The organism is Kribbella koreensis (assembly GCF_039525325.1).
GTDB lineage: Bacteria > Actinomycetota > Actinomycetes > Propionibacteriales > Kribbellaceae > Kribbella > Kribbella koreensis.
Genome location: NZ_BAAAHK010000013.1, coordinates 180,563 through 205,274 on the forward strand (window position 1 = coordinate 180,563; position 24,712 = coordinate 205,274).

The window sequence follows — 24,712 nt, forward strand, 5'->3', positions numbered from 1 at the left end:
GTGAGCGACCACCCGAGCGACCCCACCAACCCGACCACGCCCGGTGACGGCAACCCCACCCCGGAGAAGACCGGCCGCCCGGACGGAGCCACCCCTAGCACCACCGGGGCCTCGGCCCCGACAACCTCCGCGGGTGCCTCGCCTTCCGGACGCCGGAGCTTCGATCACTGGTTTGGGGAGAAGGATCGCAACGGGTTCATCCATCGGTCGTGGATGCGGGCGCAGGGGTTCTCCGACGAAGTGTTCGACGGGCGGCCGGTCATCGGCATCTGTAATACGTGGTCGGAGTTGACGCCGTGCAACGCGCACCTGCGGAGGCTGGCGGAGTCGGTGAAGCGGGGTGTGTGGCAGGCGGGCGGGTTCCCGCTGGAGTTTCCGGTGATGTCGTTGGGCGAGACGATGTTGCGGCCGACCGCGATGCTGTTCCGCAACCTGCTCAGCATGGACGTCGAGGAATCCCTGCGTGGCAACCCGATCGACGGCGCCGTCCTGCTGACCGGCTGCGACAAGACCACCCCCGGCTCGATCATGGGCGCGGCGTCAGTCGACCTGCCGACGCTCGTGGTGACCGGCGGCCCGATGCTGAACGGCAAGTTCCGCGGCTGCGACATCGGCTCCGGTACGGCGGTCTGGCGGTTCACCCAGGACGTCAACGCCGGCCGGATGACCCAAGAGGACTACGCCGCCGCCGAATCCGGAATGTCTCGCAGCAACGGCCACTGCATGACGATGGGCACCGCCTCGACGATGGCCTGTATGGCCGAAGCGCTCGGCCTCCAGCTCACCGGCTCGGCCGCCATCCCCGCCGTCGACTCCCGCCGGTACGCGATCGCCCAGCAGGCCGGCCAGCGGATCGTGCAGATGGTCGAGGAAGACCTCAAGCCGAGCGACATCCTCACCCGCGACGCGTTCGCGAACGCAGTACGGGCCAACGCCGCGATCGGCGGTTCGACCAACGCGGTGATCCACCTGCTCGCGATCGCCGGCCGCGTCGGCGTCGACCTGACACTCGACGACATGGACGAGTGGGCTCGCGGCGTACCGTGGCTGGTCGATCTGCAGCCGTCCGGCAAGTACCTGATGGAGGACTTCTACTACGCCGGCGGCCTGCCCGCCGTCATGCGCGAGATCCTCCCGCTCCTGAAGGCCGACGCGATCACCGTCACCGGCAAATCCATCGGCGACAACGTCGCCAACACGGAGCGCACCGTCGACACCGAGGTCATCCGCGCCGTCGGCAACCCGCTCGGCAGCGGCGCCGGAACCGCCGTCCTCAAAGGCAATCTCGCCCCCGACGGCGCCGTCATCAAACAATCCGCAGCCTCCGAGCGTCTGCTGCAACACCGCGGCAAGGCGCTCGTCTTCAGCAGCATCGAAGAGTACGACCTGGCCGTCGACGACCCCGACCTGGACGTCGACGCCGACACCGTCCTGGTCCTCCAGAACGCCGGCCCTCGCGGCTACCCCGGCATGCCCGAGGTAGGCAACATGACCATCCCCCGCAAACTGGCCGAGCAAGGCGTAGAAGACATGGTCCGTATCTCCGACGCCCGCATGAGCGGTACGGCGTACGGAACGGTAGTCCTCCACGTAGCCCCCGAAGCAGCAGTAGGCGGCCCCCTGGCCCTGGTCCAGACCGGCGACTGGATCGAACTGGACGTCCCCGCCCGAACCCTCCACCTAGACGTCCCCGACGAAGAACTGGCCAAACGCCGAGCCGCCTGGCAATCCGCCCCACCGCCCACCCAACCAGCAGACCGAGGCTGGGCCCGCCTCTACGTAAACCACGTAACCCAGGCAAACCAAGGCTGCGACCTAGACTTCCTGATAGGCCGCACCGGCTCCGCCGTAGCCCGCCAGAGCCACTAATGCCAGCCGATTGGGGTCCGTTCGAAGCTGTCCGGGGTTTGCGGCCTACTGGGACCTTGCCGCAGGTGACTCCTATCAGGCGGTTGTTGCATGACGTGCCGACGGAGGGGGATCCGTACGCCGCGGCGCAGCGGGCGCTTGAGCCGTTGGGGGCTGCGGTCCGGCCGGGGGACCGGGTTGCGGTGACGGCGGGGAGTCGGGGGATTCATGACCTGGTGACCGTGGTGCGGGCGGCTGTTGATTGGTTGCGGGCGAAGGGGGCGGAGCCTTTCGTAGTACCGGCTATGGGGTCGCATGGTGGTGCGACAGCTGATGGCCAGCGGGAGATGCTCGAAGGCTTGGGCGTCACCCCGGAGTCGATCGGCTGCCCGATCGAGGCGACCATGGAGACGGTTGTCCTGGGCAACTTGCCGGACGGTACGCCGGTACACCACGACGCCCTGGCTGCCAAGGCCGACGGTGTCCTGCTCGTCAACCGGGTCAAACCGCATACCGACTTCCACGGCCCGGTCGAGAGCGGCCTCGGCAAGATCCTCGCGATCGGACTCGGCAACCACCAAGGCGCCGCCGCCCTGCACGCCGGCGGCATCCCGAAACTCGGGGAATCCATCGAGCAAGCCGCCCACCTGGTCATCGCCAACGGCAAGATCCTGGGCGGTCTCGCGATCATCGAGAACGCCTACGAAAAGACTGCCTCCGTCGACCTGGTCACCCCCGACGGCATCGCCGCGGCAGCAGAGAACGCACTCCTGCAACGAGCCGGCAGCCTGATGGCAAGACTCCCCTTCGACGAACTCGACGTCCTGGTGGTCGACGAGATGGGCAAGGACAAATCAGGCACCGGCATGGACACCAACGTCCTGGGCCGTTGCTGGGTCTACGGCATCCCCGAGTTCGAGTCCCCGTCGATCGCCGCAGTCAGCGTTCACCGCCTATCGGCGGCCTCCCACGGGAACGCCTCCGGACTCGGCCTCGCCGACGTCATCCCCGCCAGGATGCTCGAACAGATCGACCTCCGAGCCAGTTACGTCAACGCACTCACCTCCGGCGCCGGCGGAGCAAGAAGATCCCGCCTCCCGATGGTGCTGGAGGACGACGCGGCCGCAATCCTCGGTGCCGTGACGATGAGCGGTCGCCGCGACTGGTCCGAGCTGCGGCTGGCGCGGATCGCCGACACCTTGAGACCGAACGAACTGATGGTCACACCGGCCCTCCTCGCCGAGGTCGGCGAACGATTCGACCTCGAGATCACCGGCACCGCCCGGGACCTCACCGACCCGACGGGCGAGCTGACCAGCTGGGGAGAGACATGAACCTGCGCGAGGCCCGCCAGTTGCTCGCCGAGCGCGGGCTGATCACCCCTGCCCAGGACTTCACCTCCAAGGGCCGGTTCGCCGACGGAGCGCAGTACAAGATCGAGATCCCCAGCTGCGAGGGACCGGCCGTCATGCGGACCGTCCTGGACGAAGCGTCGGCGCGTGGCGTCACGGTGCATCGCGTCTCGCAAGGTAGTGGCGTCATGATGCTCACCGACGCCGAGATCGACGAAATGCTCGTCCTGGGAGCCGATCACGACGTCGAGGTCTGCCTCTTCCTCGGCCCACGCGGCGCCTGGGACACCGGCGGCCAGGCCAAGGTCTCGGCGGCAGTCGGCGGCGTTGCCAGAGGCAACGAAATGGTCGCCGCCTCGCTCTGCGACGCCTACCGCGCAGTTGAGCTAGGTGTACGAAGCCTACTGGTCGGCGACATCGGCGTACTGGAACTCCTCGGCCTCCTCAAGAAGGAAGGCGAGCTCCCAGCGGACCTGGTCCTGAAGACCTCCGTCCTGATGCCGTTGCCCAACGCCCCAACCGCCACCCTCTACGAACGCCTCGGCGCAACCAGCCTGAATGTCTCCACCGACCTGCCGATCACCGTGCTCGCCGAGATCCGGGCGGCCACGACCGTACCGATCGACATGTACATCGAGGTCCCCGACGACCAAGGCGGCCACGTCCGTTTCTACGACGTACCGGACGTGGTGCGCGTGGCTGCGCCCGTCTACCTGAAGATGGGCCTCCGGAACGCGCCAAACATCTACCCAGCCGGCGCCCACCTGGCCGCGACGGCCGAGGCGCTCGGCCGCGAACGGGTCCGCCGGGCCGAATTGATCCTGCGACTGCTGGCTGAACAGGATGAGGAATGAGCACTGACTTGCTGATCGGCCGACTGCGCGCCGGGCTGGGGGACAAGGGAGTCGTCACCGACCCCGACATCCTGGACAGCCATCGCAACGACCACGCGACCTTCTGCGAGGCCGGGGTTCCCGCCGTCCTGGTGCGGCCGTCGTCGACCGCGGAGGTGCAGGAGGTACTTCGGGCAGCGACGGAGTACGGCGTACCGGTGGTACCGCAAGGCGCGCGGACCGGTCTCTCAGGCGCAGCCAACGCTCTCGATGGCTGCATCCTGCTGTCGACCTCCCGCCTGAACCGGATCCTGGAGATCTCGGCCGAGGACCAGATCGCCGTCGTCCAGCCGGGCGTCGTGAACGCCGAGCTCTCGCGGGCCGTGCTGGCCCAGGGGCTGTTCTATCCGCCCGACCCGTCGTCGTGGGAAATGTCCACGATCGGCGGCAACATCGCCACCAATGCGGGCGGGTTGTGCTGCGTGAAGTACGGCGTGACCGGTGACTTCGTGCGCGGTCTGGAGGTGGTGCTCGCGTCCGGCGAGGTGGTGCGTACCGGCCGACGGACGGCGAAGGGTGTCGCCGGCTACGACCTGACCTCCTTGATCGTCGGCTCGGAGGGGACGCTCGGCGTGGTCACCGAGGCGACGCTGGCCCTTCGCCCGGAGCCGGAGGCGGCGCTGACCGCAGCTGCGACGTTCATGTCGATCGAGGCGGGTATCGCCGCGGCCGCTGCCGTGATGGCGTCGGGGTTGCGGCCCTCTCTGCTCGAATTCTTGGACGGTCCGACGGCGCGGGCGATCCAGAACTACCGCGACATGGGGTTGCCGGATGACGTCGGTTCGCTGCTGATCGCGCAGTCGGACCGGGGTCCGCGGGCGGCGGAGGACGTGGCGGCGATCGCGCGGATCTGCACGGAGTACGGGGCTGTCGAGGTGGCGGAGGCCTCCGATGCGGAGGAGTCCAAGATGTTGCTGGAGGCCCGCAGATTGGTGAACCCCGCGCTGGAGCCGCTCGGTGCGACGCTGATCGACGACGTCGCCGTACCCCGCAGCAAGCTGGTCGCGCTGCTGCAGGGGATCGCGGAGATCGGCACGAAGTACGACGTACTGATTTGTTGCCCTGGGCATGTAGGCGACGGCAACATGCACCCCACCGTCGTCTTCGACCGCAACGACCCGGCCGCCGAGGCGCGCGCCCTGGAGGCCTTCGGTGCCGTCATGAACCTCGGCCTCGCCCTAGGCGGCACCATCACCGGCGAACACGGCATCGGCAAACTCAAGTCCCGCTGGCTAGCCCAAGAACTAGGCCCGGTAGGCCTCGCCCTGCAACGCCAGGTGAAGGCTGTCTTCGACCCAGCCAACCTGCTCAACCCCGACAAACTCTTCCTCTAAATAGTTGTACGCCGGTCGCTGCCGACCGGCGTACAAAGGTTTACTCCTCGACCGAGACGACGCGGACCCAGTCGGCGCAGTCGGTCTCACACCACACGTGATCGCCCGCGTGAGCGATCCGATCGCGCTGCACGTGCCCGCAGGCAAGGTGCACACGCCGCAAGGCATGTCCCTGCTGGACCGGAGCACCGGTCCTACCGCCGGGAATCTTCCTCCGCTTGTTTCTGAGGTCGGCCATAGCCGGTCCTCCTCTCTGATTAGTTGTTGTTGGACGGGCCGGCCGGTTTGCCCCGGCCGGCCCTGCGGTGAGAGTGAGATTCGAACTCACGGACAGGCCGGAGCCCGTCGACGGTTTAGCAAACCGCTGCCTTTGCCATCAGGCGGACCTCACCTCGGCCCGGCCGCCGTGCCCCCACGGCGACCAGGCTCTCCGATGCCACCGGTGACTCCGGTGGCGAGGTTTCTGCGGTACTACGCTCCGCCGCCGACTCGTGCTGCGGCGGCGGTACCGGCTAGCTCTGGAGCCGGCCGATCGGGGCGACCGTGTCGCCGGACTTCGGGCACTGCCAGGACGGCGGGCCTGAGGTCAGTACCGGGGTCAGTGGATGGGATACGGGGTGCTCGGGGCACTCCGGCCAGGTGACCGGAAGCTCGAGCCGCGCCAGCTCTTCGAAGACGAACTCCTGGACCTGATCGGCGACGTGCACCAACCGCTCGTCGTCGGTCAACCCGAGCGGCGCGAGCAAACCGGTCGACCACCGTCGGCCGGACAGCAACAGCACCGACTCGTACCCAGGATCACTCGTCGCCGGCTCGTCCGAGATCCGCAACTCGATCCCACCGGTGTTGCGAAGGTCGCGGACCACTGCGTTCAAAGCACTAGCAAGCGACATGCTCAACCTTCCAGTAGACCCGGCCGCCGTGTCCCCTGAGCACGGCGGCCGGATTCAGCCCTTGACGTTCAGCCCTTGACGCAGATGACCTGCTTGAGATGCGCGACGACCTCGACCAGATCCGTCTGGGCCGCGATCACCGACTCGATGTCCTTGTACGCCGCCGGCAGCTCGTCCAGCACGCCGGCGTCCTTGCGGGACTCCACCCCGGCCGTCTGCGCGATCAGGTCATCGACCGTGTAGCGGCGCTTCGCCTCGTTGCGGCTCATCCGCCGGCCTGCCCCGTGCGAGGCCGAGTAGAACGACTGCTCCGAGCCGAGTCCGCGGACGACGTACGAACCGGTCCCCATCGACCCCGGGATCAGACCGAGATCACCCAGCCCGGCCCGGATCGCGCCCTTCCGCGTGACGAGCAGATCGAGGTCGTCGATCGTCTCCTCCGCCACGTAGTTGTGGTGGCACGAGATCGGCTTCTCGAAGGTGATCTCCTGCTCGAACGACTCCCGCACGGCCTGCATCACCAGGGCGAGCATGACCGCGCGGTTCCGTGAGGCGTACTCCTGCGCCCAGGTGAGGTCCTGACGGTAGGCATCCATTTCCGGCGTACCGGCCAGGAAGACCGCCAGGTCGCGATCCGGCAGATCGGCGTTGTGCGGCAGCGCCTTCGCGATCCGCATGTGCCGCTCGGCCAGCTCCTTGCCGATGTTGCGCGAACCCGAGTGCAGCATCAGCCAGACCCGCTCGTCGTCGTCCAGGCAGACCTCGATGAAGTGATTGCCACCACCCAGCGACCCCATCTGCTGGTGCGCCTTCTTCTCCCGGTCCTGTACGCCGTCGTGCAGGCTGCTGAAGGAACCCCAGAACCGGTCCCAGCCGCGATCCAGCCCGAGCTTGCGCACACTGACCGGGTTCTCGTGCGCCCGGAAACCGACCGGTACCGCCGCCTCGATCCGCGACCGGATGCCGGCCAGGTCGTCCGGCAGATCGTCCGCCGTCAGCGAAGTCAGCACACCCTCCATGCCACAGCCGATATCGACTCCGACCGCGGCCGGCGACACCGCCTGGTACATCGCGATGACCGACCCGACCGTCGCGCCCTTGCCGAGGTGCACATCCGGCATTACCCGGACGCCGTGCACCCACGGCAGCGCGGCGATGTTGCGAAGCTGCTGCAGCGCCTGCGCGCCGACCTCGTGCTCCTGCGCCCACATCAGAGTGGAACTCTTCGCCCCACTCAGCTCAACCGGGTACTGAACGTTCATCTCCACTCCTCTACTTGTTTTTGCGCATGCGGCAGCTGCCAGAGCAGGACTCGAACCTGCGGGACCTCGGGTCAGAACCGAGGGTGGGATGCCGTCACCCACCTGGCATGGCTCTGACGCCATACCCCGGTGGGTATTACGTCAGAGTGCTAACTCGGCACGCGAGGGGATCCACGGCTGCCACAGCAGCGGCATACCGGCTTCCTCGGGCGTGCGGCAGCCCTTCTTCTCGTTGCAGCGCGCGTGCGCGGCGACGGCGTTCAGCCACTCGCCGCGACCGCCACGGGACCGCGGTACGACGTGATCCATCGTGGTGGCGCCGGTTTGGCCGCAGTACGCACAGCGGTACTTGTCACGCTTCAGCACGCCGGCCCGGGTGTACTGCAGCCGGCCGGACGCGTAGCGCCACTTGGTCACGACGTACCGGACCAGGCGCAGTACGCGGGGGAAGGGGAACGGGCCGATGCTGGCGCCGTCGTGCGCCTCCTCGACGACCGCGACCTCCCGGACGAGCATCCGGATGGCGTGCTGGACCGACACGACGTGGAGCTGCTCATATGAGGCGTTGAGCACTATGACACCGCTCATGCTTGGTTCCTCCTCTCCTCCAGTGTGCCCGACAGGTAGTTGCCGGGTCTGCTTTCTCGGTGCGGCTCCAGGGACTCGAACCCTGAACCTCCTGGTCCTGAGCCAGGCGCCTCTCCCAATTGGGCCAGAGCCGCTGAGCACGCCCGGCAGGATTCGAACCTGCAACCTCCTGCTTCGTAGGCAGGTGCTCTCTCCGGTTGAGCCACGGGCGTTCACCGGCCCTGCGCCGGAGTGTTCGGATTTCCGGCGCAGGGCGCGTGAGTGGGCGGCGGTGGCGGTTCGGAGCCTCCTCCGATCGCGGCCGACGTCCCAGGGTTCGGCGCTCGCTCGGCCGGTAGCTGAGCTTCCTGCGGGCGCCCGGTCGAGCTGGAGGGACTCGAACCCCCGATCCCCTCATTCCAAATGAGGTGGCCTGGCCGCTGGCCTACAGCTCGTGTATTGCAAATGGCTATCCAGTTGTCATTGTTCGAATTGCTGCCCGTGGGCAGCGCAAAGCGCATTTCGTATTGATGTGAGATGAAAACAAAAGAGCCGCCTAGATCCGGACTCTCCCGGCTCTGGCGGCTCCCGACTGATCGTCGATGATCAGCCAGGTGGGCCGCCGTACGCCGGGCTCAGGCTCCCCGCGAGCTCGTTGCTTCCGCCGTACAGGTGCACGGATCGCAGGCAAGCAGGCATGACGAAGCGCTCTTCGCGCCACGACTTCCTCAACCCTTGCTTGCCGGTCACAGTGCTTCTCCTAGTCTGTTCGGTCCTTGCGGGCATTAGTTTCACCCACCCCGTCAACCAAAGTCAATGCATTTCCGCCCCCATCTATTCCCAACTATTTCCCCGATGCGAAGATGGCCCGATGATCGACAAGGTGGCCTGGATCGAACTATCCGACGGCCGTGTGCTGAGCACCCGCTCCAAGGGCAAGGACACGTACTACCTCCCCGGCGGCAAACGCGAACCCGGCGAGTCCGACGTCGACACCCTGGTCCGCGAGATCTCCGAAGAACTCTCCGTCCAGATCGACCCGACGACCGCAGCCCACCTCGGCACCTTCGAAGCCCAAGCCCACGGCCAGCCCCCCGGCGTCCTGATCCGCATGACCTGCTACACAGCCCAGTACTCCGGCACCCTCACCCCCGCCAACGAGATCGCCGAACTGATCTGGCTCTCAGCCACCGACACCACCCAAATAGCCCCCGTAGACCACCTAGTCTTCGCCCACCTCCACGCAGCCGGCCTACTCCACCCCTAACCCACCCCAGGCCCCCGCCCCACCCCAGGCACCCACCCCAGGCACCCATCCCAGGCACCCACCCCAGGCCCCCGCCCCACCCGGCGCCCGCCCCACCCGGCGCCCGCCCCGTGACTCCACCCCGGCGCCCGCCCCGTGACCCCACCCCGTGACCCCACCCCGGCGCCCGCCCCGTGACTCCACCCAGGCGCCCCGCCCCGGCCCCGGCGAGCTACCCGCCCCGGCCGGCGTCCCGGTATCCGATTCGGAATCAGCCCGCGACCCCGCTACACTCTTGCATCGGCCCCCGGGCCACGCCGCCTTAGCTCAGTCGGCAGAGCGTCTCACTCGTAATGAGAAGGTCGTCGGTTCGATTCCGACAGGCGGCTCCACGAAAACCAGGCTCTGACCTGCGTGGATGCAGTTGGACCCCGAAACCGGCGATCCTGCCGGTTGCAGCTGGAGTTGCAGTTCGCCGGGGTTCACTGGGGATCACCCCACAGCGCCCGCCCCATCTGTTCAGCCGCATTGGCTGCCATCGGCGATGCGACGTGAGTGTAACGCTGAGTGAGCCGGATGTCGGAGTGCCCCAGAATCTCCTGAACGATCCGCACGTGCACACCCAGTTCGATCAAGACGGGCCCCTCCAGGGCCTGAAAGCGCGCCGCCACCGAAGGACCGGGGGAGCGGGGCAGCCTCCGGCTCCTCGCCTAAGGGCTCGTCGGCCCCGTCCCCCGTTGGCTTGGCGCGCACGTGCCAAAGGGGTGCCGGTCGCAGACAGCAGCACTCGCCATCCAACGATCCGACACCCTGTCAGGGTCCTGCTCCCAAAGGCCGGCCACCCGTCGCCGTGGTCCAGGTGGCCTGCCGTCTCACCTTGGCTACCGCATCGTCCCGCTAGCAATCATGGGAGGGACGGTCCGGCCCGGCCCGCGTCAAGGGCGCCTGCGGCGTCGCTTCGCGATCGAGCAAGCTCGCCCCTGGACCCGCGCCGAACCGAACCTAAGGTCGGCAGCTATCGGGACGATGCGGAAGGACTGCCCGTTAGGTCGCGTATTGAGGGAGACCGGGACTAGTTGTTCCCCTAATGAGGCTTACCGTCGCCGTCATGCTCGCGCAGATGTCGACGAGTTCTCGAATCTCAGCCTGATCCTGTGGTCCAGGCATCCCATGGGCGAGTGCATTGCGCGCTCGACTAAGCGGCCAGAGGATGTCCATTAGTGCCTGCGGCAGATAACCGTTTTCGATAAGACGTTTCAGCATGAGGTGCGGAGACATTGGCGCGCGTTTTCCATCCCGGTTTTCACGACCTGGTGGAAGTTCGACAGACTCGTAGAACGCGCGAAGCTGCACTTCGAGCTCGGTGTACAAGACCAGCAAAGCGGCTGTCGGAGATTGCTTCTTCAGCTGCTCGCGCTTTTCGTGATCGAGGTAGAAGGGGCGGTCAACGTCAGTGGCTGAAGATTCTTCAGATGGGGAAGAGGAAGTTGAAAGCGACGGAACCGCTTCGCTTTCGTCTTGTAAATGTTCCTGCGCTTCACGCGCTTCCTCTAGTGCCTCGCCGAACTCAAGGGAAAGTCCTGCCGGGCCGGTTGCCTTACGGATGCTACCCATCCGGCGGCGGAGTGCATCGAGAAGCTTTCCAAACTCGGCACGAAAGAGGATGGCTAGGATGATGATCGTAATAGGCCAGGCGACGCTGGCCGTGACATCCTTAAAGAAGTCGAAGATCGCCTTTGTTAATTCCATTCCTATCACCACTGTCCCGCGAGCATCTATCTACAGTACCTGGGCTGCGCGTGATCACAGTGCCGGAGCGCCGCAGGGAGAGGGGTCTTTGACGCATACGTGTCATAGCCCTGAAGTGGTCGCGGGTGAACGACTCCTGCCCATGGCATGGAAGTGGTCAAACTGTGGGAGGTCTCCAGGTCGGAGCCTTGACGCGTAACTGTCAACATGTCGAAGTGGGTCGCCGATTGCGCTCTACGATTGTATCGGTAGTATGGTCGTATGACCGCTGTAACTAGTACGCCAAGCAATGAGCCCCGATCACTGGGAACCTTCATTCGCTCGCGCCGCAAGCAGTTGGGGTGGACTCAGACTCAGCTCGGTGATGCCGTTCAGGCTGACCAAACGACCGTGTCAACCTGGGAGCGAAACGAGTCGTTCCCGTCAGACCTCCATGGTCTCGCGAAGGCACTCGGGACCTCCATCGAAGAGCTGGCCGACCAGGCGTTCGGGCTGCTGACTGATGTGGAACGGGCAATCGCGCACGACAGGCTCTTGACCAAGGAGAAGCAAGACGTTCTTCTGGCCGTCTATGGCGTGCTGACCGGGCGAAGCTCCCTACAGAACGGATCAATGCTCCGGGCGGAACCAAGGTCGTGACGACGAAGCGCGGTTGCAGTTGCGGTTGCAGTTCGGGATCGTTCGGGCTTGTCCATCGACGTCCATCGCGTTGTGAGTAAGGCAACCTGAACCGGTGTGAATCTCGCTGGAGGAGGGCCCCCAGCACTCGTAATGAGAAGGTCGTCGGTTCGATTCCGACAGGCGGCTCCATCCGGAGCACGGAAAACCCCAGGTCAGAGGCACGTGACCTGGGGTTCTGCATGTCCGGGCTCTCGTGGTGGGGTTCAGAGAGCCGGTTTGCTAACAGCTTTGCTAACAGGGCACCCCCGCAGCCTCCTCCGGGCCGTCTTCGTCGTCGCTCTCCTCATCCTCCGAGTCCGGGGTGTTAGCAGGCTCCGACTGAGCAGCCGCCGCGGCGAAGAGCGCACTCGCAACAACGTCGCCCAGTTCGCGAGCGAGTGGGGCTACGCCCTGATGCACATCCACGTCGAAGACCAGAAGACCGCCCCGGATGCGTTCCACACCCTCATCCAGCAGGCGACGAGCCTTGACATCACGACCGTCATCGTCCCGAGCCTCCACCACTTCGCCGCCATCGGCAGCCCAGTCGAGATCAAAGACCGCCTGGAACACCTCATCGGATGCCGGGTCATCCCCGCCACCACCCCCTAAGCCGGCGCGGCCGGCGTGCCGATCCGTGCATCCGCGCCGGTCTCGCCTCACAACCCCGCGCACTTGCCCTGGCCTCGTCCTCACACCTCTGGGCAAGGGCGCGGCCACGTCCAGACCCACCGAACGGACGCCCATGCCCAAAACCACCCCGCCGTCCGCGCCGCCGCCGTGCCCCTCCTGCGGCGGCAAAGGATGGATCGCCGTACAGAAGACCCGTATAAAGCACGGCAAAGTAGTCACCGAGGCAGAGCATGAGCCGTGCCCGTCCTGTGGTGGTACCGGGACGACCACATAGCGGTCCGAGCGGGGCCCTTCGATGTGCCGGTCAGCGGTTTGGTTTTACCCGGCTGGATGCTGATCTCTGGTTACGCAGATTAGGATGCCCGGCAGAGCTTCTCAAGCTTTTCTATGTCTCCGTCAGAGAAGCTCTGCCGGAGAGATCCGCCAGTGCGCCAGTCATTGGTTAGGTGTCCGTGCTGACCCGCGACAATGGCGACACCCAGGTTGTATTCGGCAGCGAGAAATATCAATTCTTGCCGAGACTTTGCGGCAGCAATTTGCATCTTGGCGGCTCGTGGAAACAAGACTTTCCCGGCGTACTCATTCGCTTCAGTTTCAGCGTTGTCGTCTGCGCCATCCTCAAGGTCGAGGTAGGTTGTCCTCTTTGGATGCAGAAGTAGATGACCAATCTCATGTAGAACGCTGAACCAGAAGATATCTGGCTTTCGATGTCTCTCTGTCACGCCGACAACGGGAGTTTCACCTACCCACCAAGTTGCCGCACAGACGCGAGTTTCCGGGACCTGGCGAACGAAGACCAACGCAACGCCGGCATCAGCCAGTGCGGCCTGGGCAGCCTCGAACCCTGTGGTGAAGGGCATTGTCGTGAATGCCGGGATCTTGGCGGCGGCGCGGCGGAGCTTTGCAGGCTTGTATTCGGTGTCCGGGCGAATCTGCTCTGCGCACCGTTCAACGAGGCGGAGCCACAATGCTGTATTTTGCGAGTTCACTGTATAAGCCTGGCTCCGCTTGAATGAGACGCGGGGGTGCATCCAGGTAGCATCGAACGCTTCTGGGCTTGCCACCCCGAAGAGTCCGAGGATCTTCCTTGCTCGGTCCATCGCAGAATCGTTGGTGGTGACAATTCCATGACGTATGAGCGTTTGAGTATCAAACGATGAAGCCCAAGTCGTCGCTTCTTTGAGGCTGACTGCGGATCGTTTTTCGCTCACATAAATATCCCAGTCGGCGCCGGCCCGAGCCCAAAATCGGGGCGGAGTGCCGAGTGCTGTCTCTAGAACTACGGCTACGTCGGGAGAGATGGTGACGGCTTGTTTCACAATTTGATTCACATGCTTAGTTGTGAGCCCTGTCCGTACGGCTAACTCGCTCTGACGAATATTGTTCGCCTCAAGGTAGCGCGCAAGAATAGCGCCGGGGTGAACGGCCCAGTCTGGGCGGAGTGCGTGTGGGTGCTCGTTAGGATTTGAAGATACCGAATTCGGGGAATTGGTCATCGCGCCACCTTCGATACCGCTCGACCCTCGGCCGCCACATTGAAGATGTCGAGTTGGGTGACCATGTGAGCGTTTCCTTTCGGGTCGGCGACTCGTTCACCGCTTTGATCCTGGGCGACGGCAAGGACTGTCGCGGCCCCAGTGGAGAGGGTGACCTCGCTCGTCTGCAGGTTGGCGGCGAGCAGTGCCACGAGGCCGGTGCCGATCGCCTCGGACAGGCTGGGGAATGCGAAGTGGAGGACCTTCAGCAGGAGGAACACGTCCTCGTGGGCGCGCGGCCACGTGCTGGTGATCAGAGCGCCCGATTCGAGTAGGTGCCTGAGCGGCTCGTCGGTCGCGATCACGATCATCAGACGAGTCTGCCTCTTGCGGGGTGCACCGCACAAGTCGACCCGCTGTGTAAAGGTTCTTCAAAACTATACCGCTCACGCGATTTTTGGGATGAGTGTGCTGCAGTATATGGTCCAAGATGTAGTCGGGGGACGCGATCCGCGTTCGCCGTCGCAACTAGGTAAAAGGAGGTGCTGAACCGTGTCGGACGTTGCGGAGAAGCACGAGCACGCGAAGTACGAGGTCAACCTGGACGGCGACATCCGGCCTTGGTCTGAGCCGACCATCACCGTCGCTCAGATCCGTGAGTTGGCGGGATGGGCTGCCGATCAGCCTGTCGTCATCGTCGATCTGCACACCAACGACGAACGCGACCTGGCCGACGGTGAGGTCGTCAAGCTGAAGCCCGGTCACGGGTTCAGCAAGAAGATCAAGTTCAAGAGGGGCGCCTGGTGACCGACTGGGTCCAGCGGCAGGTCGGTCTGCTTCGCACTCAGTGGCCGAGTCTGTCCTACGCGGAGGATGGTCACTGGGTGCTGATCCCGGGCTGGGATCTGCCGGCAGGCTGGACGCCCCCGGTAGTCGACGTTGCTTTCCAGATCAAGCCGGCCATCGACCAGCCTCCGTACGCCTTCTACGTAAGTGCGGCAGATGTGAGGCACGAGGGCCGTGCCCCGGGCAACTGGCAGGCGGCCGCGGGGGTGCCGTTTCCGGGGGCCTGGAGCGTGTTCTCTTGGTCGCCCGAGACCTGGGTGCCCACCGTGAATCCGGAGCACGGCCCGAGCATGCTCGCGTTCGTGAGGTCGTTCGGCGTCCGGTTTGCCGAGGGTGCCTGATGGATGCCGTGCACATGCTCGACGGGACGTGGGATCGGCTCCACGACTATCTCGATCATTCGGCCGAGCGGATGGCATTCCTGGCCGCTCGGCCGGCGGCGAGTCAGCCGGAGCCGGATGGTAGTCAGGGTGCCGAGGTTTGGCAGATCGTCGACGAGATGTACCTCGATGACAATGAGGACTACATCTATCAGGGGTCCGCCGGGATCGAGTTGGCCGACGACATCCGTCCGCGGACTCTCAAGTGGGCCAGGAACCACGATGCCGCCCTCATCGAAGTGCACTCCCATGGCGTTGGCCGGAGGAGGACCACGTTCAGTACGACCGACCTGCGTGGCCTGATCGAGGCGGTGCCCTCGCTTATCTGGCGTCTCAACGGTCGTCCTTATGCCGCGATCGTCGTTGGCGGACGCAAGGATCACGATTCCCTTGCCTGGGCCGAGCGTGGCTCTGGTCCCACCCCCATCGGCGAGCTCGTCGTGGGAAGTGCGTCTTTCCTTCCTACCCGGCTTGCCCTCGCAGGCATCGACCGCCTGGAGGGGGAAGAGTGAACAACCGTTACGACAGACAGGTCCGCCTGTTCGGTGCCGAAGGTCAGGCCCGAATCCGTGCGGCGCATGTCGTCCTCTTCGGGACGGGTGGCAACGGCTCGCACGTGGTCCAGCAGCTCGCGTACGCAGGCGTCCGACACTGGACGCTGGTCGAGTTCGACACAGCGGACGACACCAATCTGAACCGGCTCGTGGGTGCAGGCCCCGACGACGTCGGTACGGCCAAAATCGATATCGCGAAGCGGATGGTGCTTGCTCTTCATCCGGATGCAGACATGACGCTGATTCGTGGCGGGCTCGGCGAGCCTGACCAGCAGGACCAGATCGTCGAGGCGCTGAGCAGAGCGACACTGGCGATCGGGTGTTTCGACCTTGAAGTGCCGCGCGTCGAGGCAGTGAAGCTGTGCTCGCGGGCTGGCGTCTCGTACCTGGACCTGGCCACGGAGATCGTGCCGAGCGACGACGGTGCGGACCCTGTGTACGGCGGTCGAACCGTGTTCAGCCACGACGGCAAGGGATGCTTGGTATGCCTAGGCATTATCGACCCAGCTGAACTTGCACGTGAACAGATGCCAGCCGAGCAACGGGCGGAGCGGGATCGGCTGTACGGGTTGAACCCCGACGAGGTCGGCGACTCCGGCCCGTCGGTTGTGACCATCAACGGCGTGGTCGCCTCGTTGGCGTGCACCGAGGCGCTGATGTTCCTGACCGAACTTCGTGAGCCAGCGCGTCAGCTGACTTACCTCGGGCAGAACTCCGTCGTCCGGAAGAACTTGACCGTAGGCCCGGGCGACTGCCTCTACTGCTACCAGTGGAGAGCTTCCCGCTCCGAGAGGGCCTAGATCATGTCCCGGGAACCGGCAATACGGGCCCCCTGCCGTTCAGGCTGCCGGATTGACTTCTTAGGTATCAAGGCGCGCCGCGAGCGGCGCGCAGCGCGGTCCGGGCTTACGACCTCCGGCCGACGCCCTCCATCACGCGCACCATCTACGGACCGCCGGTCCTTGATGCTCACTTCGCATTCTGGCCGGCGGGAACGACTGTCATCAGGGCCCGGCGGTTGGCCCCGTCTCCCTGGTCGCTTGGTCATACGGCCATCACACCCGGACTCAAGAGCGCTCCGCGTCCCTGCGGGATCGGCAAGCCGACTCTTGACCCGAGCTGCGCTGACCGGGTTGGCGGCTATCAGGGAGACGGGGCAGGTGTGGGCGCTGATGACGCTCTGTAATGCAGGCGGCCGTCTGGCCGATTCGATGATTAAGGAGAAGGAAGAACATGACCAGAAACGAGCGACACGTCGTACGCGATGGGGACAAGTGGAAGGTAGTCGCGCCCGGCGCTGACCGGGCCAGCGCTACGGCAAGCACCCAGGGTGAGGCGATCAACCGGGCGCGGGAGATCGTACGCAACACTGGAGGGGGAGAGGTCGTCATCCATCGGCCAGATGGAACGATCCGGGACTCCGACACCATTGCGCCGGGCAACGATCCGAATCCGCCGAAGGACAAGAAGTAGGCCGTCCGTCTGGCCGCCGTCTGCTAACAATCCTGCTAACAAGCGGGTGGATTTCGGCAGACGGCGGTGGACAGGACGGATCGCCGAGCCGCTGAAGGGGCCGTCCTAGTCGAACGCAGTGGACGCCGGTCGCGGCACTCGTAATGAGAAGATCGTCGGTTCGATTCCGACAGGCGGCTCCACCCAAACCCCCAGGTCAGAGGCCACTCCCTCCGCCCGGGGGTTTCGTCGTTCCGGGGTGCTGTGGTTCCCCCCACGAGGCCTACTACGCAGGCTCCTCCGTCGCCCACTCCGCGAACCGCTCCCACCCACCCGGGGGTGCGCGTGCTGCGCCGCTTCTCAACAGCCTCCACGTAATTGCCGGGCAGGCCCGGCATCCGAATCCGCTGCCGCGGTTAGCCACCCCCGACGAGTAGCCCCTCGGCGCACCGTGGCGTGATGCGTTGTGGTTGGCCTGACTGCGCCGGGCCTGGGGCGGTGGGGCGTTGTGGGAGACTGCGGACATGTCGTCCATCCCGGAGCGGGTCGCCGATCTGGAGCAGGAGATTCTGGAGCGCCGGCTCGAATCGGGTGCCCGGTTCGCGTTGCGTACCGAGCTGATCGAGCGGTTCGGGGTCAGTGCGACTGCGATGAACGAGGCGCTGCGGACCTTGCGCGAGCGTGACGTCCTGTACGTCAAACCCGGTGCGCAGGACGGGGTCTTCATCTCCCAGCCGCCACCGCAGGTACGGCTCGGTGTGATCGACCTGTGGTTCCGTGGGTTGTCGGTCGACGCCGTCGATCTGTTCGAGGCACGCTCGATGCTGGAGGACGGGTTCGCGCGCGTGGCCGCGGAGCGGGCTACGCCGCAGGACGCGCGCGATCTGGCCTGAGCACTGGAGGAATTGCGCGACGCCCGCGGTGACGATCGTAGCCTGGTTCACTCAGTGATCTACGACGAACTGTGCCGCGGGATCATCAGCGACTCGTCGCGGACCGCCTACCTCGACGTCATCCAGCGGCTCGCGGACTCCGGCGCAGAAGGCGTGATCCTGGGCTGCACCGAGGTCGAACTCCTGATCAGCCAGGACGACACCCCCTCCGGTCTTCCCCACCACACGCCTGCATGTGGAAGCCGCTGTCAGCCAAGCTCTCGCGGGTGTCCGGTCTATCGACTGAGGCCCTTGTGGGTCGGCACCCTAGAGGTTTCCGCTCTCGATGGCGTCAGTGAGTAGGTCGAGGTGGCCTACGTGGCAGGCGGTCTCCTCGAGCATGTGGACCATGACCCAGCGGAGGGTTACGGGGCCCTTGCCGAACGAGGGGCGTGGGGCCGGGGTGTCGAGGGTGGGGAGTTGGGCGGTGACCTGGCGGCTGCGGGTGCAGGCTGCTTGGTAAAGGGCGGAGATTTCTTCGACTGTGTCGTTGGTTGCTGACTCGAAGGACCACTTCGGTTGGGTGTCGAGTGGGGCTGACGCCCATGGCTCGGGGAGGTTGCCTCCTCCGACTCGGGCGATGAACCAGTGGTCTTCCATGTGGGCGAGATGTTTCACGATCCCGCCCGGCGTCAGGTCGGTAGCCGGGAGGCTCCTCGTTCGGGCCTGGGCGTCGGTCAGTTGTTCGAGGCGTGAGAGCGCCCGGCCGCGGTACTGGTCGAGGAACTGGCTGAGTGTGGTGCGTTCGTCGGCGTCCAGGTCTGGGTAGCTCTCGGTGTCAGTGCTCATTCTGGATCGGCCTCCTCGGTCAGTATTGGATGAACTCCCAGGTGGGCTGGCCGTTCTTTCTGAGGTGACGCCGGCGAGCGGGTGGCATCACGTAGAGGGCGTTGAGGGGGAGGTCGGCTGGGAGGTCCAGGAGGTTGTCCAGGTCGTCGAGGTGTGGGGGAGGAGGAATGCGGTGCTTTCCTCGAGGTCGACGTACAGGAAGCCCTGGAACATGTGCAGGGCCTTGCGACGGATGGGCGGCGAGCGGCGCAGTAGATCGTCGAAGGTCATGCCTGCGTGGATGGAGCCGTTGAGCTTGCCGGTGTAGCCCGGGTAGGTGATCAGGCAGCGGATCGGGAGATCTTCGTTGTCGACCAAGATCAGGAAGAGGTTCTCGGCTGAGAAGTAGGTGAAGTCTCCATCGGGGCTGGGCTCCTCGCGCAGGGGCCAGTTGCCTTCGAGGTGGGGGAGCGCGTCGAGGGCGTTGCCAAAGAGGTGCAGGCCGCCGAGGGATTCGCCGGGGATGATGTCGGCGTCGAGGCGCGTTGGTTGATGTTGGCATGGCGGAGGATCGGAAAGAAACCGTAAACGGGGTCCGGCAGAGTCTGAGGCAGACGGACGGGGACGGCGGCTGCGACTGGCGGTGACCGTCGGAAGGGTCCGTACCGAGCCTGAGAGGAAGACCGATGACTGAGTTGATCGCGGAACGTGCCCGGCTGGCGATCGTCGAGCACACCCGGCGGCTGGCGGAATCAGCCGTCGCGGCTGGTCCGTACGCCGCTGTGCCGACCGCCCCGGAGTGGACCGTTCGCGACTTGGTCGAGCACGTCGGGCAGACCCAGCACTGGGTCGCGGAGATCATCGAGCGACGCATCACCGACCCCACCCAGCTGCCCACGGAGATGGCGGTACCTCCCTCAGACCCCGGCGATTGGCAGACCTGGCTGGCCGAATCCGCCCAGCGGGTCGCGGACGCCTGCTCCGACGACGCCCTCGTCGACGCCCCGGTCTTCAACGCGGCCGGCGACGACCGCTCCGGTACCCAATTCTGGCTGACCAGCATGCTCAACGAAGCAGTAGTCCACGGCTACGACGCGGCGAACGCGGCGAATGCGGTGAATGCGGCCACGGCGGAGAACGCAGCGAACGCGGCCAACGCAGCGAACGCAGCAAGTGCGCCGAACGCGGCGAACGCAGCGAGTGCGGTGAATGCGGCTACGGCGGCCAACGCGGCCAACGCAGCGAATGCGGCGAATGCGGCCACGGCGGCGAGCGGGGGTGGCGCGGCAGGCGCGTCTGGGCTGGTCGGCGTGGCGGGGGCGGCTGGAGTGATTCGAGCAAGCGACGCGGGTGGGCGCTCGGTCGGTACGGACGTTGATGGCGACGTCGCGGCGGCGCTCATCACCAACCATCTCGCGATGCTGACCTCGCCCACCTGGGAGATGCGGCGAACCGAGTCCGCACACGCCATCCGCGGCACCGGCCAGACCCTGCAATGGATAGCCACCGACACGACCGGCGACGAGGGTGCATGGTTCGTCGAACGCCGACCCGACGGCGCAACCTGGCAACCCGGTACCCACCAGGCCGACGTGACGATCACCGGCCCGGCAGGATCCCTGCTCCTGACCATGACCCGAAGGCTCTCACTCACCGACGCCACCGGCATCACCATCACCGGCGACACCGACCTCATCGACCACTGGCTCGACAACACCGCCCACGTAGCCGGCTGACCGAGCCACCCGCGGGCGCATCCGCGAAGCGCCGGACAACGCCAACGCCCGAAGAACTCCGAGCGCACCCGGAGTTCTTCGGATGTTGTGATGATCCGTCGGGTGGTCAGCTCCACCAGTCGAAGTAGTAGCCGGTCGGGCAGCCGGCGACAGTGTCGCAGTAGTAGATGTTGCCGACCTGCAGGCCGTAGTGCCTGAAGGTGTACTGGTCCTGGACACACTGGTTGTAGCTGGCGCATCCGTGCGTACCGCCCGACTGGGTGCTCGCCGGCGCGGACGTCGAGGTGGAGCTTGCTGGAGCCGCGTACGCCGTCGCGGCAGCGCCGGTCACCGCGGTCATCGCCACTCCCGCAACCCAACCATCCGTGCGATCCGTCCCATCGTCAGTCCGCCTTCCGTAGCCATCGATCGTTGCCCTGCGCAACGGAGCCGATGCTGGCCGCGGCGAACGCGACCGGACCAACCTTTCAGCCTCCAGACAAACCTTCGTCATCGACCTCGTACTGCGAGTAGCGCGGGTAGCGGAGCGGCTCACCCGCCAGCACTATCTCCAGTCCAACGGACCTGTCGGTCTGGCGGTTGCGAGGAGCAGCGTCCCCGTGCCGTAGTCGTACACGAACTCGTAGAGCAGGTCCGATTCAGCCACGAGCATGCGGAAGGGAGAGTCCCCGGCGGAGGCATTCGCAATGAGTGCGCGCGCACGTTCCAAGGACGAGCGAGCCAGTTCAGCGAGGTACGAAGACGGCGGTGCATGGCCGCGGACCGGATCCACCGGGCATGGGAATTCGATCTGGAGCCTGCGGCCGGCCGCGGGCGTGGGTGGGTCGGAGGAGAGTCTCAGCCCAGAGAGGCCGATCGCAGCCTCGCCGGATACGAGCAGCTCCAGCGCCACGGCCCACCGTGGATCGTCGACGCCTTCGACCTGGATTGCCGTTCGCGATCCGACCATGAGTCCATCCTCGCAACCGAAAGGCGCACCTGCCGTCAAACGCTGGACGTCGCCGCCGGGCATGCAAAGCGCCCCGGTGCAGGGGCCGGGGCGCTTTGAGGTGTGAGCCGGGGATCAGCCGTGGAACTGGGCGGCTATTTTTGTGAAGGCGTAGGCGCTCTGGGAGATGCCGCTGCAGTCGGAGCCGGCGTCGCCGCCGCTGCCGCATTGGCGGTCGCGGTTGATGGCCCAGAAGGTGAAGCGGGCCAGGTGGTGCTGCTGGGCGTAGCTGAGCATCGCCTGGTAGTCCGACACCCGGACGGTCTCGCCGTCGTCGGTCTTGCCGTTCATCGACGAGATGCCCATGTGCCGGTACGCCGTGTCGTCGCTCCAGCCGTACGCCGTCTTGAGCTTGCCCTTCAGGCCTTCCATGGCCTGCTGGGTCAGCGTCGCCATGTTGCCGGACCCGGCACCGAAGTCGAACGGCATCAGCACCCAGCCGTCCGGGGTGAAGCCGGAGTTCTTCGCCTTGGTGATCAGGCCGCTGCCCCACGAGTCCGGGCCGCTCTGCTCGGTCCCCATGGTGATGTAGATCTTCAGCCCGGCGTTGTTGGCGCGGATCGTCTTCAGCGCGTCGACGACCCGCTGCTGGACGGTGTTGTTCTGGAACTCGGTGTTCTCGATGTCGATGTCGATCGCCTTCAGCCCGAAGGCGTTGATCACCTTCTGGTACGCGCCGGCCAGCGCGGAGGCCGACGTGCACCGTACGCCGAGCTTGTCGCCGTCCCAGCCGCCGAACGACGGGATGATGTCACCGCCGGCGCCGCGGATGCTGTTGATGACCGACTGGTCGTTGCCGCCGGTCAGACTGCGGTTGCCGTCCCACTTGGGGTTACAGCTGCCGTCGGCCAGTACGAAGGCCATCGTGAACCACTGGTTGCCGGCGGCCTTCATGATGTCGGTCGCCTTCTGCGGGTTGCCCCAGCCGAGGTACAGGTACGGCGCCGCGCCGATGCTGGCGGGGTCGGCCTGTACTGCGCTGGGAGCGGCCTGCGCGGCAGCTGCCGCGCCGAGGGCCAGTGAGCCGGCCGCGAGGGCGGCGGTGGCGAGTTTGAGCATGCGGATGCGCATCTCGAACCTCAATCCTGGGGGCGTAGGAGTTGGGCCGAACTAAGATAGGAAACTTTCCTATCGATTACCTGGACGATCATGACGCGCAGTCCTCGTCCGGTCAATATGCGTGACGATCTTTCTAGAAGGTCACTCCAGGAGCCCGCTCCGGGCACACCGTCAGCGGTGCGCCGGGGGCTTCGTGATCGATCTCGTACTGACACTCGCTGCAGCCCTCGTCCGGCAGGTGCTCGCGCCAGTCATGACGGCAGGCCGGGCAGGCACCGTAGTACGCGTTGCGCAGGCGGTACGCCCGCCAGTCTCTCCATCGGGTGTCGAACCATTTGACCGGACTCACGCCAACAGCGAAGCAGCGCCCGCCGCCCAGCACAAACGGATTTAGCCCGCCGGCCCCCTCACCCGTTACGCACGAACCCGAGCTCGTTACCGTCCGGGTCGTCGACGGTGAAGTTGAACCGGCCGCCACGGCCCGCGGCTTCCATCACCGCGAACGTCGCACCGGACCCCGTGACGAACTGCGCGTAGTTCGGCGCCTCCGGCGGCCAGTAAGCCTCCACCTCGAACCCGAGCACACTCGTGTACCACTCCACAGCGGCCTTCAGATCCGCCACATTGGCCCGTACATGCTCAAGCCGAGTCCCACCCATCCCCGAAGCCTGCCACAGGATTGTCGGTGGGTGCTGCCAGGCTGCGTGTGTGGAGGAAACCGAGTTGTTGGGTGTCGAGCTGGATGCGTTCATGGCGGAGTACGGCAAGCTGACCAATGCGCATGATGTCGGTCGGTTGCGCGAGCTCATCGCGGATGATGCGAGCTATTGGTTCACCGATGGCTCGTACGAGGGGGTCGAGGCGATCGCGGGGGCCGTGCAGCGCACCTTCGACGAGATCCGGGACGAGGTCTACACGATCAGCGACCTGCGATGGGTTCACGTTTCAGCCGACTTCGCCGTTGTCCGGTACAGGTTTCACTGGGCGGGGCTCGTCGACGGGCAACAGCGCGAGGGCCGCGGGCGCGGTACGAATGCGCTGGCCAGGCGTAACGGCCGGTGGCAGATGCTCCACGAACATCTAAGTACCTGACCCGCAGTGGGGCGCGAGGTCATGATGGGGTGGTGGGGCATAAGCGGAGGGGTGAGCGCGGGAAGAGTTTTGCTGCGATTCTTGCTGAGGTGGAGGCTTCGGGGGGTCCGGGAGAGTCGGCGGTTGCGTGGAGCCAGCCGGTTTTGGACGGGGAGTTCACGGATGAGCATGGCGTCTGGTGGCAGTTGCGGGGTGGGGACGCATTGATGCCGTGGAAGCGGGTGCAGCAGTTGCTCGGAGATCCGGAGGTTCGGGTCTTGCGGGTCTATGCGAACGAGGCGCGTGATGTGCTGCCGGAGGAGCGGGAGAGCTTCGCGGCGGAGATCCGGCCGTATTTGACGGACACGGTCGTCCGTACCGCGGGGGACTACACCGACTTTCTTGCTGGTGAGTTCAAGGACGAGCACCACAACCACCTGCTCGTGGTCGAGGAGTCCTGTTAGGACGCCCGTACCGGGGTGGTTAGAGGCCGGCTTTGTCGAGGGCGGATTGTAGGGAGCGGGTGTAGCCGTCGGTGGTGACGGTGGCGCCGCTGATGGTGTCGATGGCGGCGGACTGGGTGGTGAGGGTTTCGTTGATCAGGATCGGCAGGGCGTAGGCGTTGATCTGCTGGTCGCGGCCGTTGCCGTTGGGGTACTGGAGGACGGCCACGTCGGTGATCTTGCCGGCGGCAACGGTGATCTGAACCTGGACCGGGCCCCACTGGGTGTCGGCCGTGTCGCCCTGGACGGTGGTCGCGGTGGATGTCGGTGACGGGGACGCGGCAGGCGACGGCGTACTGGTCGCGGGCGGCGAATCGGGCGGCGAATCCGACGGCGAATCCGTCGGTGAGGTGGTGGGTGACGGGGTGCCGGCGGGGGTTGGGGCCGGGCCGGCGGAGCCGATGACTGCCGGGGTCGCGGTGACTCGGCCGGAGTTCGAGGTGTGGTAGCCGAACAGGAGCACCACGACGGTGATTGTGCTCAGGAGCCAGGTGACAATACGTTTCACGGG

The 24,712-nt window shown here is 65.7% G+C and carries 32 protein-coding genes and 6 tRNA genes; 17 read left to right on the forward strand and 21 right to left on the reverse strand.

Annotation, left to right across the window (positions count from 1 at the left end; translation table 11 throughout):
• The 4 genes from ABD116_RS24990 to ABD116_RS25005 all read left to right on the forward strand — a co-directional run bounded on the left by ABD116_RS24990 (position 1) and on the right by ABD116_RS25005 (position 5,427).
• On the forward strand, positions 1 to 1,869 hold the full coding sequence (locus tag ABD116_RS24990) for an IlvD/Edd family dehydratase (protein WP_343974911.1): 1,869 nt from the start codon (positions 1 to 3) through the stop codon (positions 1,867 to 1,869).
• A 65-nt stretch (positions 1,870 to 1,934) separates the two neighbouring features.
• Positions 1,935 to 3,182 (forward strand): nickel pincer cofactor-dependent isomerase, group 22, encoded by a 1,248-nt coding sequence (locus tag ABD116_RS24995; protein ID WP_343974914.1) that lies wholly within the window; start codon positions 1,935 to 1,937, stop codon positions 3,180 to 3,182.
• Complete coding sequence (locus ABD116_RS25000; RefSeq protein ID WP_343974917.1) at positions 3,179 to 4,054, forward strand: U32 family peptidase; 876 nt, start codon at positions 3,179 to 3,181, stop codon at positions 4,052 to 4,054. Before ABD116_RS24995 ends, ABD116_RS25000 begins: the two co-directional genes overlap by 4 nt.
• A complete protein-coding gene (locus ABD116_RS25005; protein WP_343974920.1) occupies positions 4,051 to 5,427 on the forward strand; it encodes an FAD-binding oxidoreductase in 1,377 nt (458 codons plus the stop codon). Before ABD116_RS25000 ends, ABD116_RS25005 begins: the two co-directional genes overlap by 4 nt.
• 303 nt (positions 5,428 to 5,730) lie before the next feature.
• Here ABD116_RS25005 and ABD116_RS25010 read toward each other — a convergent pair.
• The 9 genes from ABD116_RS25010 to ABD116_RS25050 all read right to left on the reverse strand — a co-directional run bounded on the left by ABD116_RS25010 (position 5,731) and on the right by ABD116_RS25050 (position 8,899).
• Positions 5,731 to 5,819, reverse strand: a tRNA-Ser gene (locus ABD116_RS25010).
• A gap of 120 nt (positions 5,820 to 5,939) precedes the next feature.
• Entirely contained in the window at positions 5,940 to 6,320 is a 381-nt protein-coding gene (locus tag ABD116_RS25015) for a hypothetical protein (RefSeq protein ID WP_343974923.1), read from the reverse strand.
• Positions 6,321 to 6,388: 68 nt separating this feature from the next.
• Positions 6,389 to 7,582 carry an RtcB family protein gene (locus ABD116_RS25020; RefSeq protein WP_425552131.1) on the reverse strand — a complete coding sequence of 398 codons (1,194 nt, stop codon included), beginning with the start codon at positions 7,580 to 7,582 and terminating at the stop codon, positions 6,389 to 6,391.
• Between the two features lie 35 nt (positions 7,583 to 7,617).
• Positions 7,618 to 7,690, reverse strand: a tRNA-Gln gene (locus ABD116_RS25025).
• 33 nt (positions 7,691 to 7,723) lie between these two features.
• Positions 7,724 to 8,170 carry an HNH endonuclease gene (locus ABD116_RS25030; protein ID WP_343974926.1) on the reverse strand — a complete coding sequence of 149 codons (447 nt, stop codon included), beginning with the start codon at positions 8,168 to 8,170 and terminating at the stop codon, positions 7,724 to 7,726.
• Between the two features lie 60 nt (positions 8,171 to 8,230).
• Positions 8,231 to 8,304, reverse strand: a tRNA-Leu gene (locus ABD116_RS25035).
• 4 nt (positions 8,305 to 8,308) lie between these two features.
• Positions 8,309 to 8,382: transfer RNA gene (locus tag ABD116_RS25040), tRNA-Arg, on the reverse strand.
• A gap of 149 nt (positions 8,383 to 8,531) precedes the next feature.
• A tRNA-Pro gene (locus ABD116_RS25045) sits at positions 8,532 to 8,604 on the reverse strand.
• A gap of 151 nt (positions 8,605 to 8,755) precedes the next feature.
• Positions 8,756 to 8,899 carry a hypothetical protein gene (locus ABD116_RS25050; RefSeq protein ID WP_343974929.1) on the reverse strand — a complete coding sequence of 48 codons (144 nt, stop codon included), beginning with the start codon at positions 8,897 to 8,899 and terminating at the stop codon, positions 8,756 to 8,758.
• A gap of 121 nt (positions 8,900 to 9,020) precedes the next feature.
• Here ABD116_RS25050 and ABD116_RS25055 point away from each other — a divergent pair, with 121 nt between their 5' ends.
• Positions 9,021 to 9,416: an NUDIX hydrolase gene (locus tag ABD116_RS25055; RefSeq protein WP_343974932.1), complete on the forward strand. Its 396-nt coding sequence runs from the start codon at positions 9,021 to 9,023 to the stop codon at positions 9,414 to 9,416.
• Between the two features lie 295 nt (positions 9,417 to 9,711).
• Positions 9,712 to 9,787: transfer RNA gene (locus tag ABD116_RS25060), tRNA-Thr, on the forward strand.
• A gap of 90 nt (positions 9,788 to 9,877) precedes the next feature.
• Here ABD116_RS25060 and ABD116_RS41850 read toward each other — a convergent pair.
• Positions 9,878 to 10,066 carry a tyrosine-type recombinase/integrase gene (locus tag ABD116_RS41850; RefSeq protein WP_425552133.1) on the reverse strand — a complete coding sequence of 63 codons (189 nt, stop codon included), beginning with the start codon at positions 10,064 to 10,066 and terminating at the stop codon, positions 9,878 to 9,880.
• Positions 10,067 to 10,439: 373 nt separating this feature from the next.
• Positions 10,440 to 11,144 carry a hypothetical protein gene (locus tag ABD116_RS25065; RefSeq protein ID WP_343974935.1) on the reverse strand — a complete coding sequence of 235 codons (705 nt, stop codon included), beginning with the start codon at positions 11,142 to 11,144 and terminating at the stop codon, positions 10,440 to 10,442.
• Positions 11,145 to 11,405: 261 nt separating this feature from the next.
• Here ABD116_RS25065 and ABD116_RS41855 point away from each other — a divergent pair, with 261 nt between their 5' ends.
• Both ABD116_RS41855 and ABD116_RS25070 read left to right on the forward strand, forming a co-directional pair.
• A complete protein-coding gene (locus tag ABD116_RS41855) occupies positions 11,406 to 11,783 on the forward strand; it encodes a helix-turn-helix transcriptional regulator (RefSeq protein ID WP_425552135.1) in 378 nt (125 codons plus the stop codon).
• 270 nt (positions 11,784 to 12,053) lie between these two features.
• On the forward strand, positions 12,054 to 12,416 hold the full coding sequence (locus ABD116_RS25070) for a hypothetical protein (protein ID WP_343974938.1): 363 nt from the start codon (positions 12,054 to 12,056) through the stop codon (positions 12,414 to 12,416).
• 374 nt (positions 12,417 to 12,790) lie between these two features.
• On the opposite strand, the gene ABD116_RS25075 is transcribed toward ABD116_RS25070, so the two are convergent.
• Positions 12,791 to 13,933, reverse strand: coding sequence for an ImmA/IrrE family metallo-endopeptidase (locus ABD116_RS25075; protein WP_343974941.1), 1,143 nt, complete (start codon positions 13,931 to 13,933; stop codon positions 12,791 to 12,793).
• Positions 13,930 to 14,283, reverse strand: coding sequence for a hypothetical protein (locus tag ABD116_RS25080; protein WP_343974944.1), 354 nt, complete (start codon positions 14,281 to 14,283; stop codon positions 13,930 to 13,932). The genes ABD116_RS25075 and ABD116_RS25080 overlap by 4 nt, the downstream gene beginning before the upstream one ends.
• A gap of 181 nt (positions 14,284 to 14,464) precedes the next feature.
• Here ABD116_RS25080 and ABD116_RS25085 point away from each other — a divergent pair, with 181 nt between their 5' ends.
• The 6 genes from ABD116_RS25085 to ABD116_RS25110 all read left to right on the forward strand — a co-directional run bounded on the left by ABD116_RS25085 (position 14,465) and on the right by ABD116_RS25110 (position 18,037).
• Positions 14,465 to 14,719 (forward strand): multiubiquitin domain-containing protein, encoded by a 255-nt coding sequence (locus tag ABD116_RS25085; RefSeq protein ID WP_343974947.1) that lies wholly within the window; start codon positions 14,465 to 14,467, stop codon positions 14,717 to 14,719.
• Positions 14,716 to 15,099 carry a hypothetical protein gene (locus ABD116_RS25090; protein WP_343974950.1) on the forward strand — a complete coding sequence of 128 codons (384 nt, stop codon included), beginning with the start codon at positions 14,716 to 14,718 and terminating at the stop codon, positions 15,097 to 15,099. Before ABD116_RS25085 ends, ABD116_RS25090 begins: the two co-directional genes overlap by 4 nt.
• Positions 15,099 to 15,650 (forward strand): hypothetical protein, encoded by a 552-nt coding sequence (locus ABD116_RS25095; RefSeq protein ID WP_343974953.1) that lies wholly within the window; start codon positions 15,099 to 15,101, stop codon positions 15,648 to 15,650. Before ABD116_RS25090 ends, ABD116_RS25095 begins: the two co-directional genes overlap by 1 nt.
• A complete protein-coding gene (locus ABD116_RS25100) occupies positions 15,647 to 16,492 on the forward strand; it encodes a HesA/MoeB/ThiF family protein (protein ID WP_343974956.1) in 846 nt (281 codons plus the stop codon). The genes ABD116_RS25095 and ABD116_RS25100 overlap by 4 nt, the downstream gene beginning before the upstream one ends.
• Before the next feature lie 433 nt (positions 16,493 to 16,925).
• On the forward strand, positions 16,926 to 17,165 hold the full coding sequence (locus ABD116_RS25105; protein ID WP_343974959.1) for a DUF2188 domain-containing protein: 240 nt from the start codon (positions 16,926 to 16,928) through the stop codon (positions 17,163 to 17,165).
• 503 nt (positions 17,166 to 17,668) lie between these two features.
• Positions 17,669 to 18,037: a FadR/GntR family transcriptional regulator gene (locus ABD116_RS25110; protein ID WP_343974962.1), complete on the forward strand. Its 369-nt coding sequence runs from the start codon at positions 17,669 to 17,671 to the stop codon at positions 18,035 to 18,037.
• Between the two features lie 51 nt (positions 18,038 to 18,088).
• On the opposite strand, the gene ABD116_RS25115 is transcribed toward ABD116_RS25110, so the two are convergent.
• The 3 genes from ABD116_RS25115 to ABD116_RS25125 all read right to left on the reverse strand — a co-directional run bounded on the left by ABD116_RS25115 (position 18,089) and on the right by ABD116_RS25125 (position 19,222).
• Entirely contained in the window at positions 18,089 to 18,259 is a 171-nt protein-coding gene (locus ABD116_RS25115) for a hypothetical protein (RefSeq protein WP_343974965.1), read from the reverse strand.
• 84 nt (positions 18,260 to 18,343) lie between these two features.
• Positions 18,344 to 18,865 carry a DinB family protein gene (locus tag ABD116_RS25120; protein ID WP_343974968.1) on the reverse strand — a complete coding sequence of 174 codons (522 nt, stop codon included), beginning with the start codon at positions 18,863 to 18,865 and terminating at the stop codon, positions 18,344 to 18,346.
• An 87-nt stretch (positions 18,866 to 18,952) separates the two neighbouring features.
• Positions 18,953 to 19,222, reverse strand: coding sequence for a hypothetical protein (locus ABD116_RS25125; protein WP_343974971.1), 270 nt, complete (start codon positions 19,220 to 19,222; stop codon positions 18,953 to 18,955).
• Positions 19,223 to 19,530: 308 nt separating this feature from the next.
• Between ABD116_RS25125 and ABD116_RS25130 the strand changes: the two genes are divergently transcribed.
• The gene (locus ABD116_RS25130; protein ID WP_343974974.1) at positions 19,531 to 20,580 is read left to right on the forward strand and encodes a maleylpyruvate isomerase N-terminal domain-containing protein; all 1,050 of its coding nucleotides are present in this window, start codon (positions 19,531 to 19,533) and stop codon (positions 20,578 to 20,580) included.
• 106 nt (positions 20,581 to 20,686) lie between these two features.
• On the opposite strand, the gene ABD116_RS25135 is transcribed toward ABD116_RS25130, so the two are convergent.
• From ABD116_RS25135 to ABD116_RS25150, 4 genes are all read right to left on the reverse strand, one after another.
• On the reverse strand, positions 20,687 to 20,920 hold the full coding sequence (locus ABD116_RS25135) for a hypothetical protein (RefSeq protein WP_343974977.1): 234 nt from the start codon (positions 20,918 to 20,920) through the stop codon (positions 20,687 to 20,689).
• A 723-nt stretch (positions 20,921 to 21,643) separates the two neighbouring features.
• Entirely contained in the window at positions 21,644 to 22,639 is a 996-nt protein-coding gene (locus tag ABD116_RS25140; RefSeq protein WP_343974980.1) for a chitinase, read from the reverse strand.
• Between the two features lie 121 nt (positions 22,640 to 22,760).
• The gene (locus ABD116_RS25145; RefSeq protein ID WP_343974982.1) at positions 22,761 to 22,976 is read right to left on the reverse strand and encodes a hypothetical protein; all 216 of its coding nucleotides are present in this window, start codon (positions 22,974 to 22,976) and stop codon (positions 22,761 to 22,763) included.
• A gap of 58 nt (positions 22,977 to 23,034) precedes the next feature.
• The gene (locus tag ABD116_RS25150) at positions 23,035 to 23,286 is read right to left on the reverse strand and encodes a VOC family protein (protein ID WP_343974985.1); all 252 of its coding nucleotides are present in this window, start codon (positions 23,284 to 23,286) and stop codon (positions 23,035 to 23,037) included.
• Between the two features lie 49 nt (positions 23,287 to 23,335).
• Here ABD116_RS25150 and ABD116_RS25155 point away from each other — a divergent pair, with 49 nt between their 5' ends.
• Both ABD116_RS25155 and ABD116_RS25160 read left to right on the forward strand, forming a co-directional pair.
• Positions 23,336 to 23,719 carry a YybH family protein gene (locus ABD116_RS25155; RefSeq protein ID WP_343974988.1) on the forward strand — a complete coding sequence of 128 codons (384 nt, stop codon included), beginning with the start codon at positions 23,336 to 23,338 and terminating at the stop codon, positions 23,717 to 23,719.
• 143 nt (positions 23,720 to 23,862) lie between these two features.
• The gene (locus ABD116_RS25160; RefSeq protein WP_343974991.1) at positions 23,863 to 24,162 is read left to right on the forward strand and encodes a hypothetical protein; all 300 of its coding nucleotides are present in this window, start codon (positions 23,863 to 23,865) and stop codon (positions 24,160 to 24,162) included.
• 19 nt (positions 24,163 to 24,181) lie between these two features.
• Here the strand turns inward: ABD116_RS25160 and ABD116_RS25165 are convergent, their stop codons facing one another.
• Positions 24,182 to 24,709, reverse strand: a complete 528-nt coding sequence (locus ABD116_RS25165) for an FMN-binding protein (protein WP_343974993.1) — start codon at positions 24,707 to 24,709, stop codon at positions 24,182 to 24,184.
• Between the last annotated feature and the right edge of the window lie 3 nt (positions 24,710 to 24,712).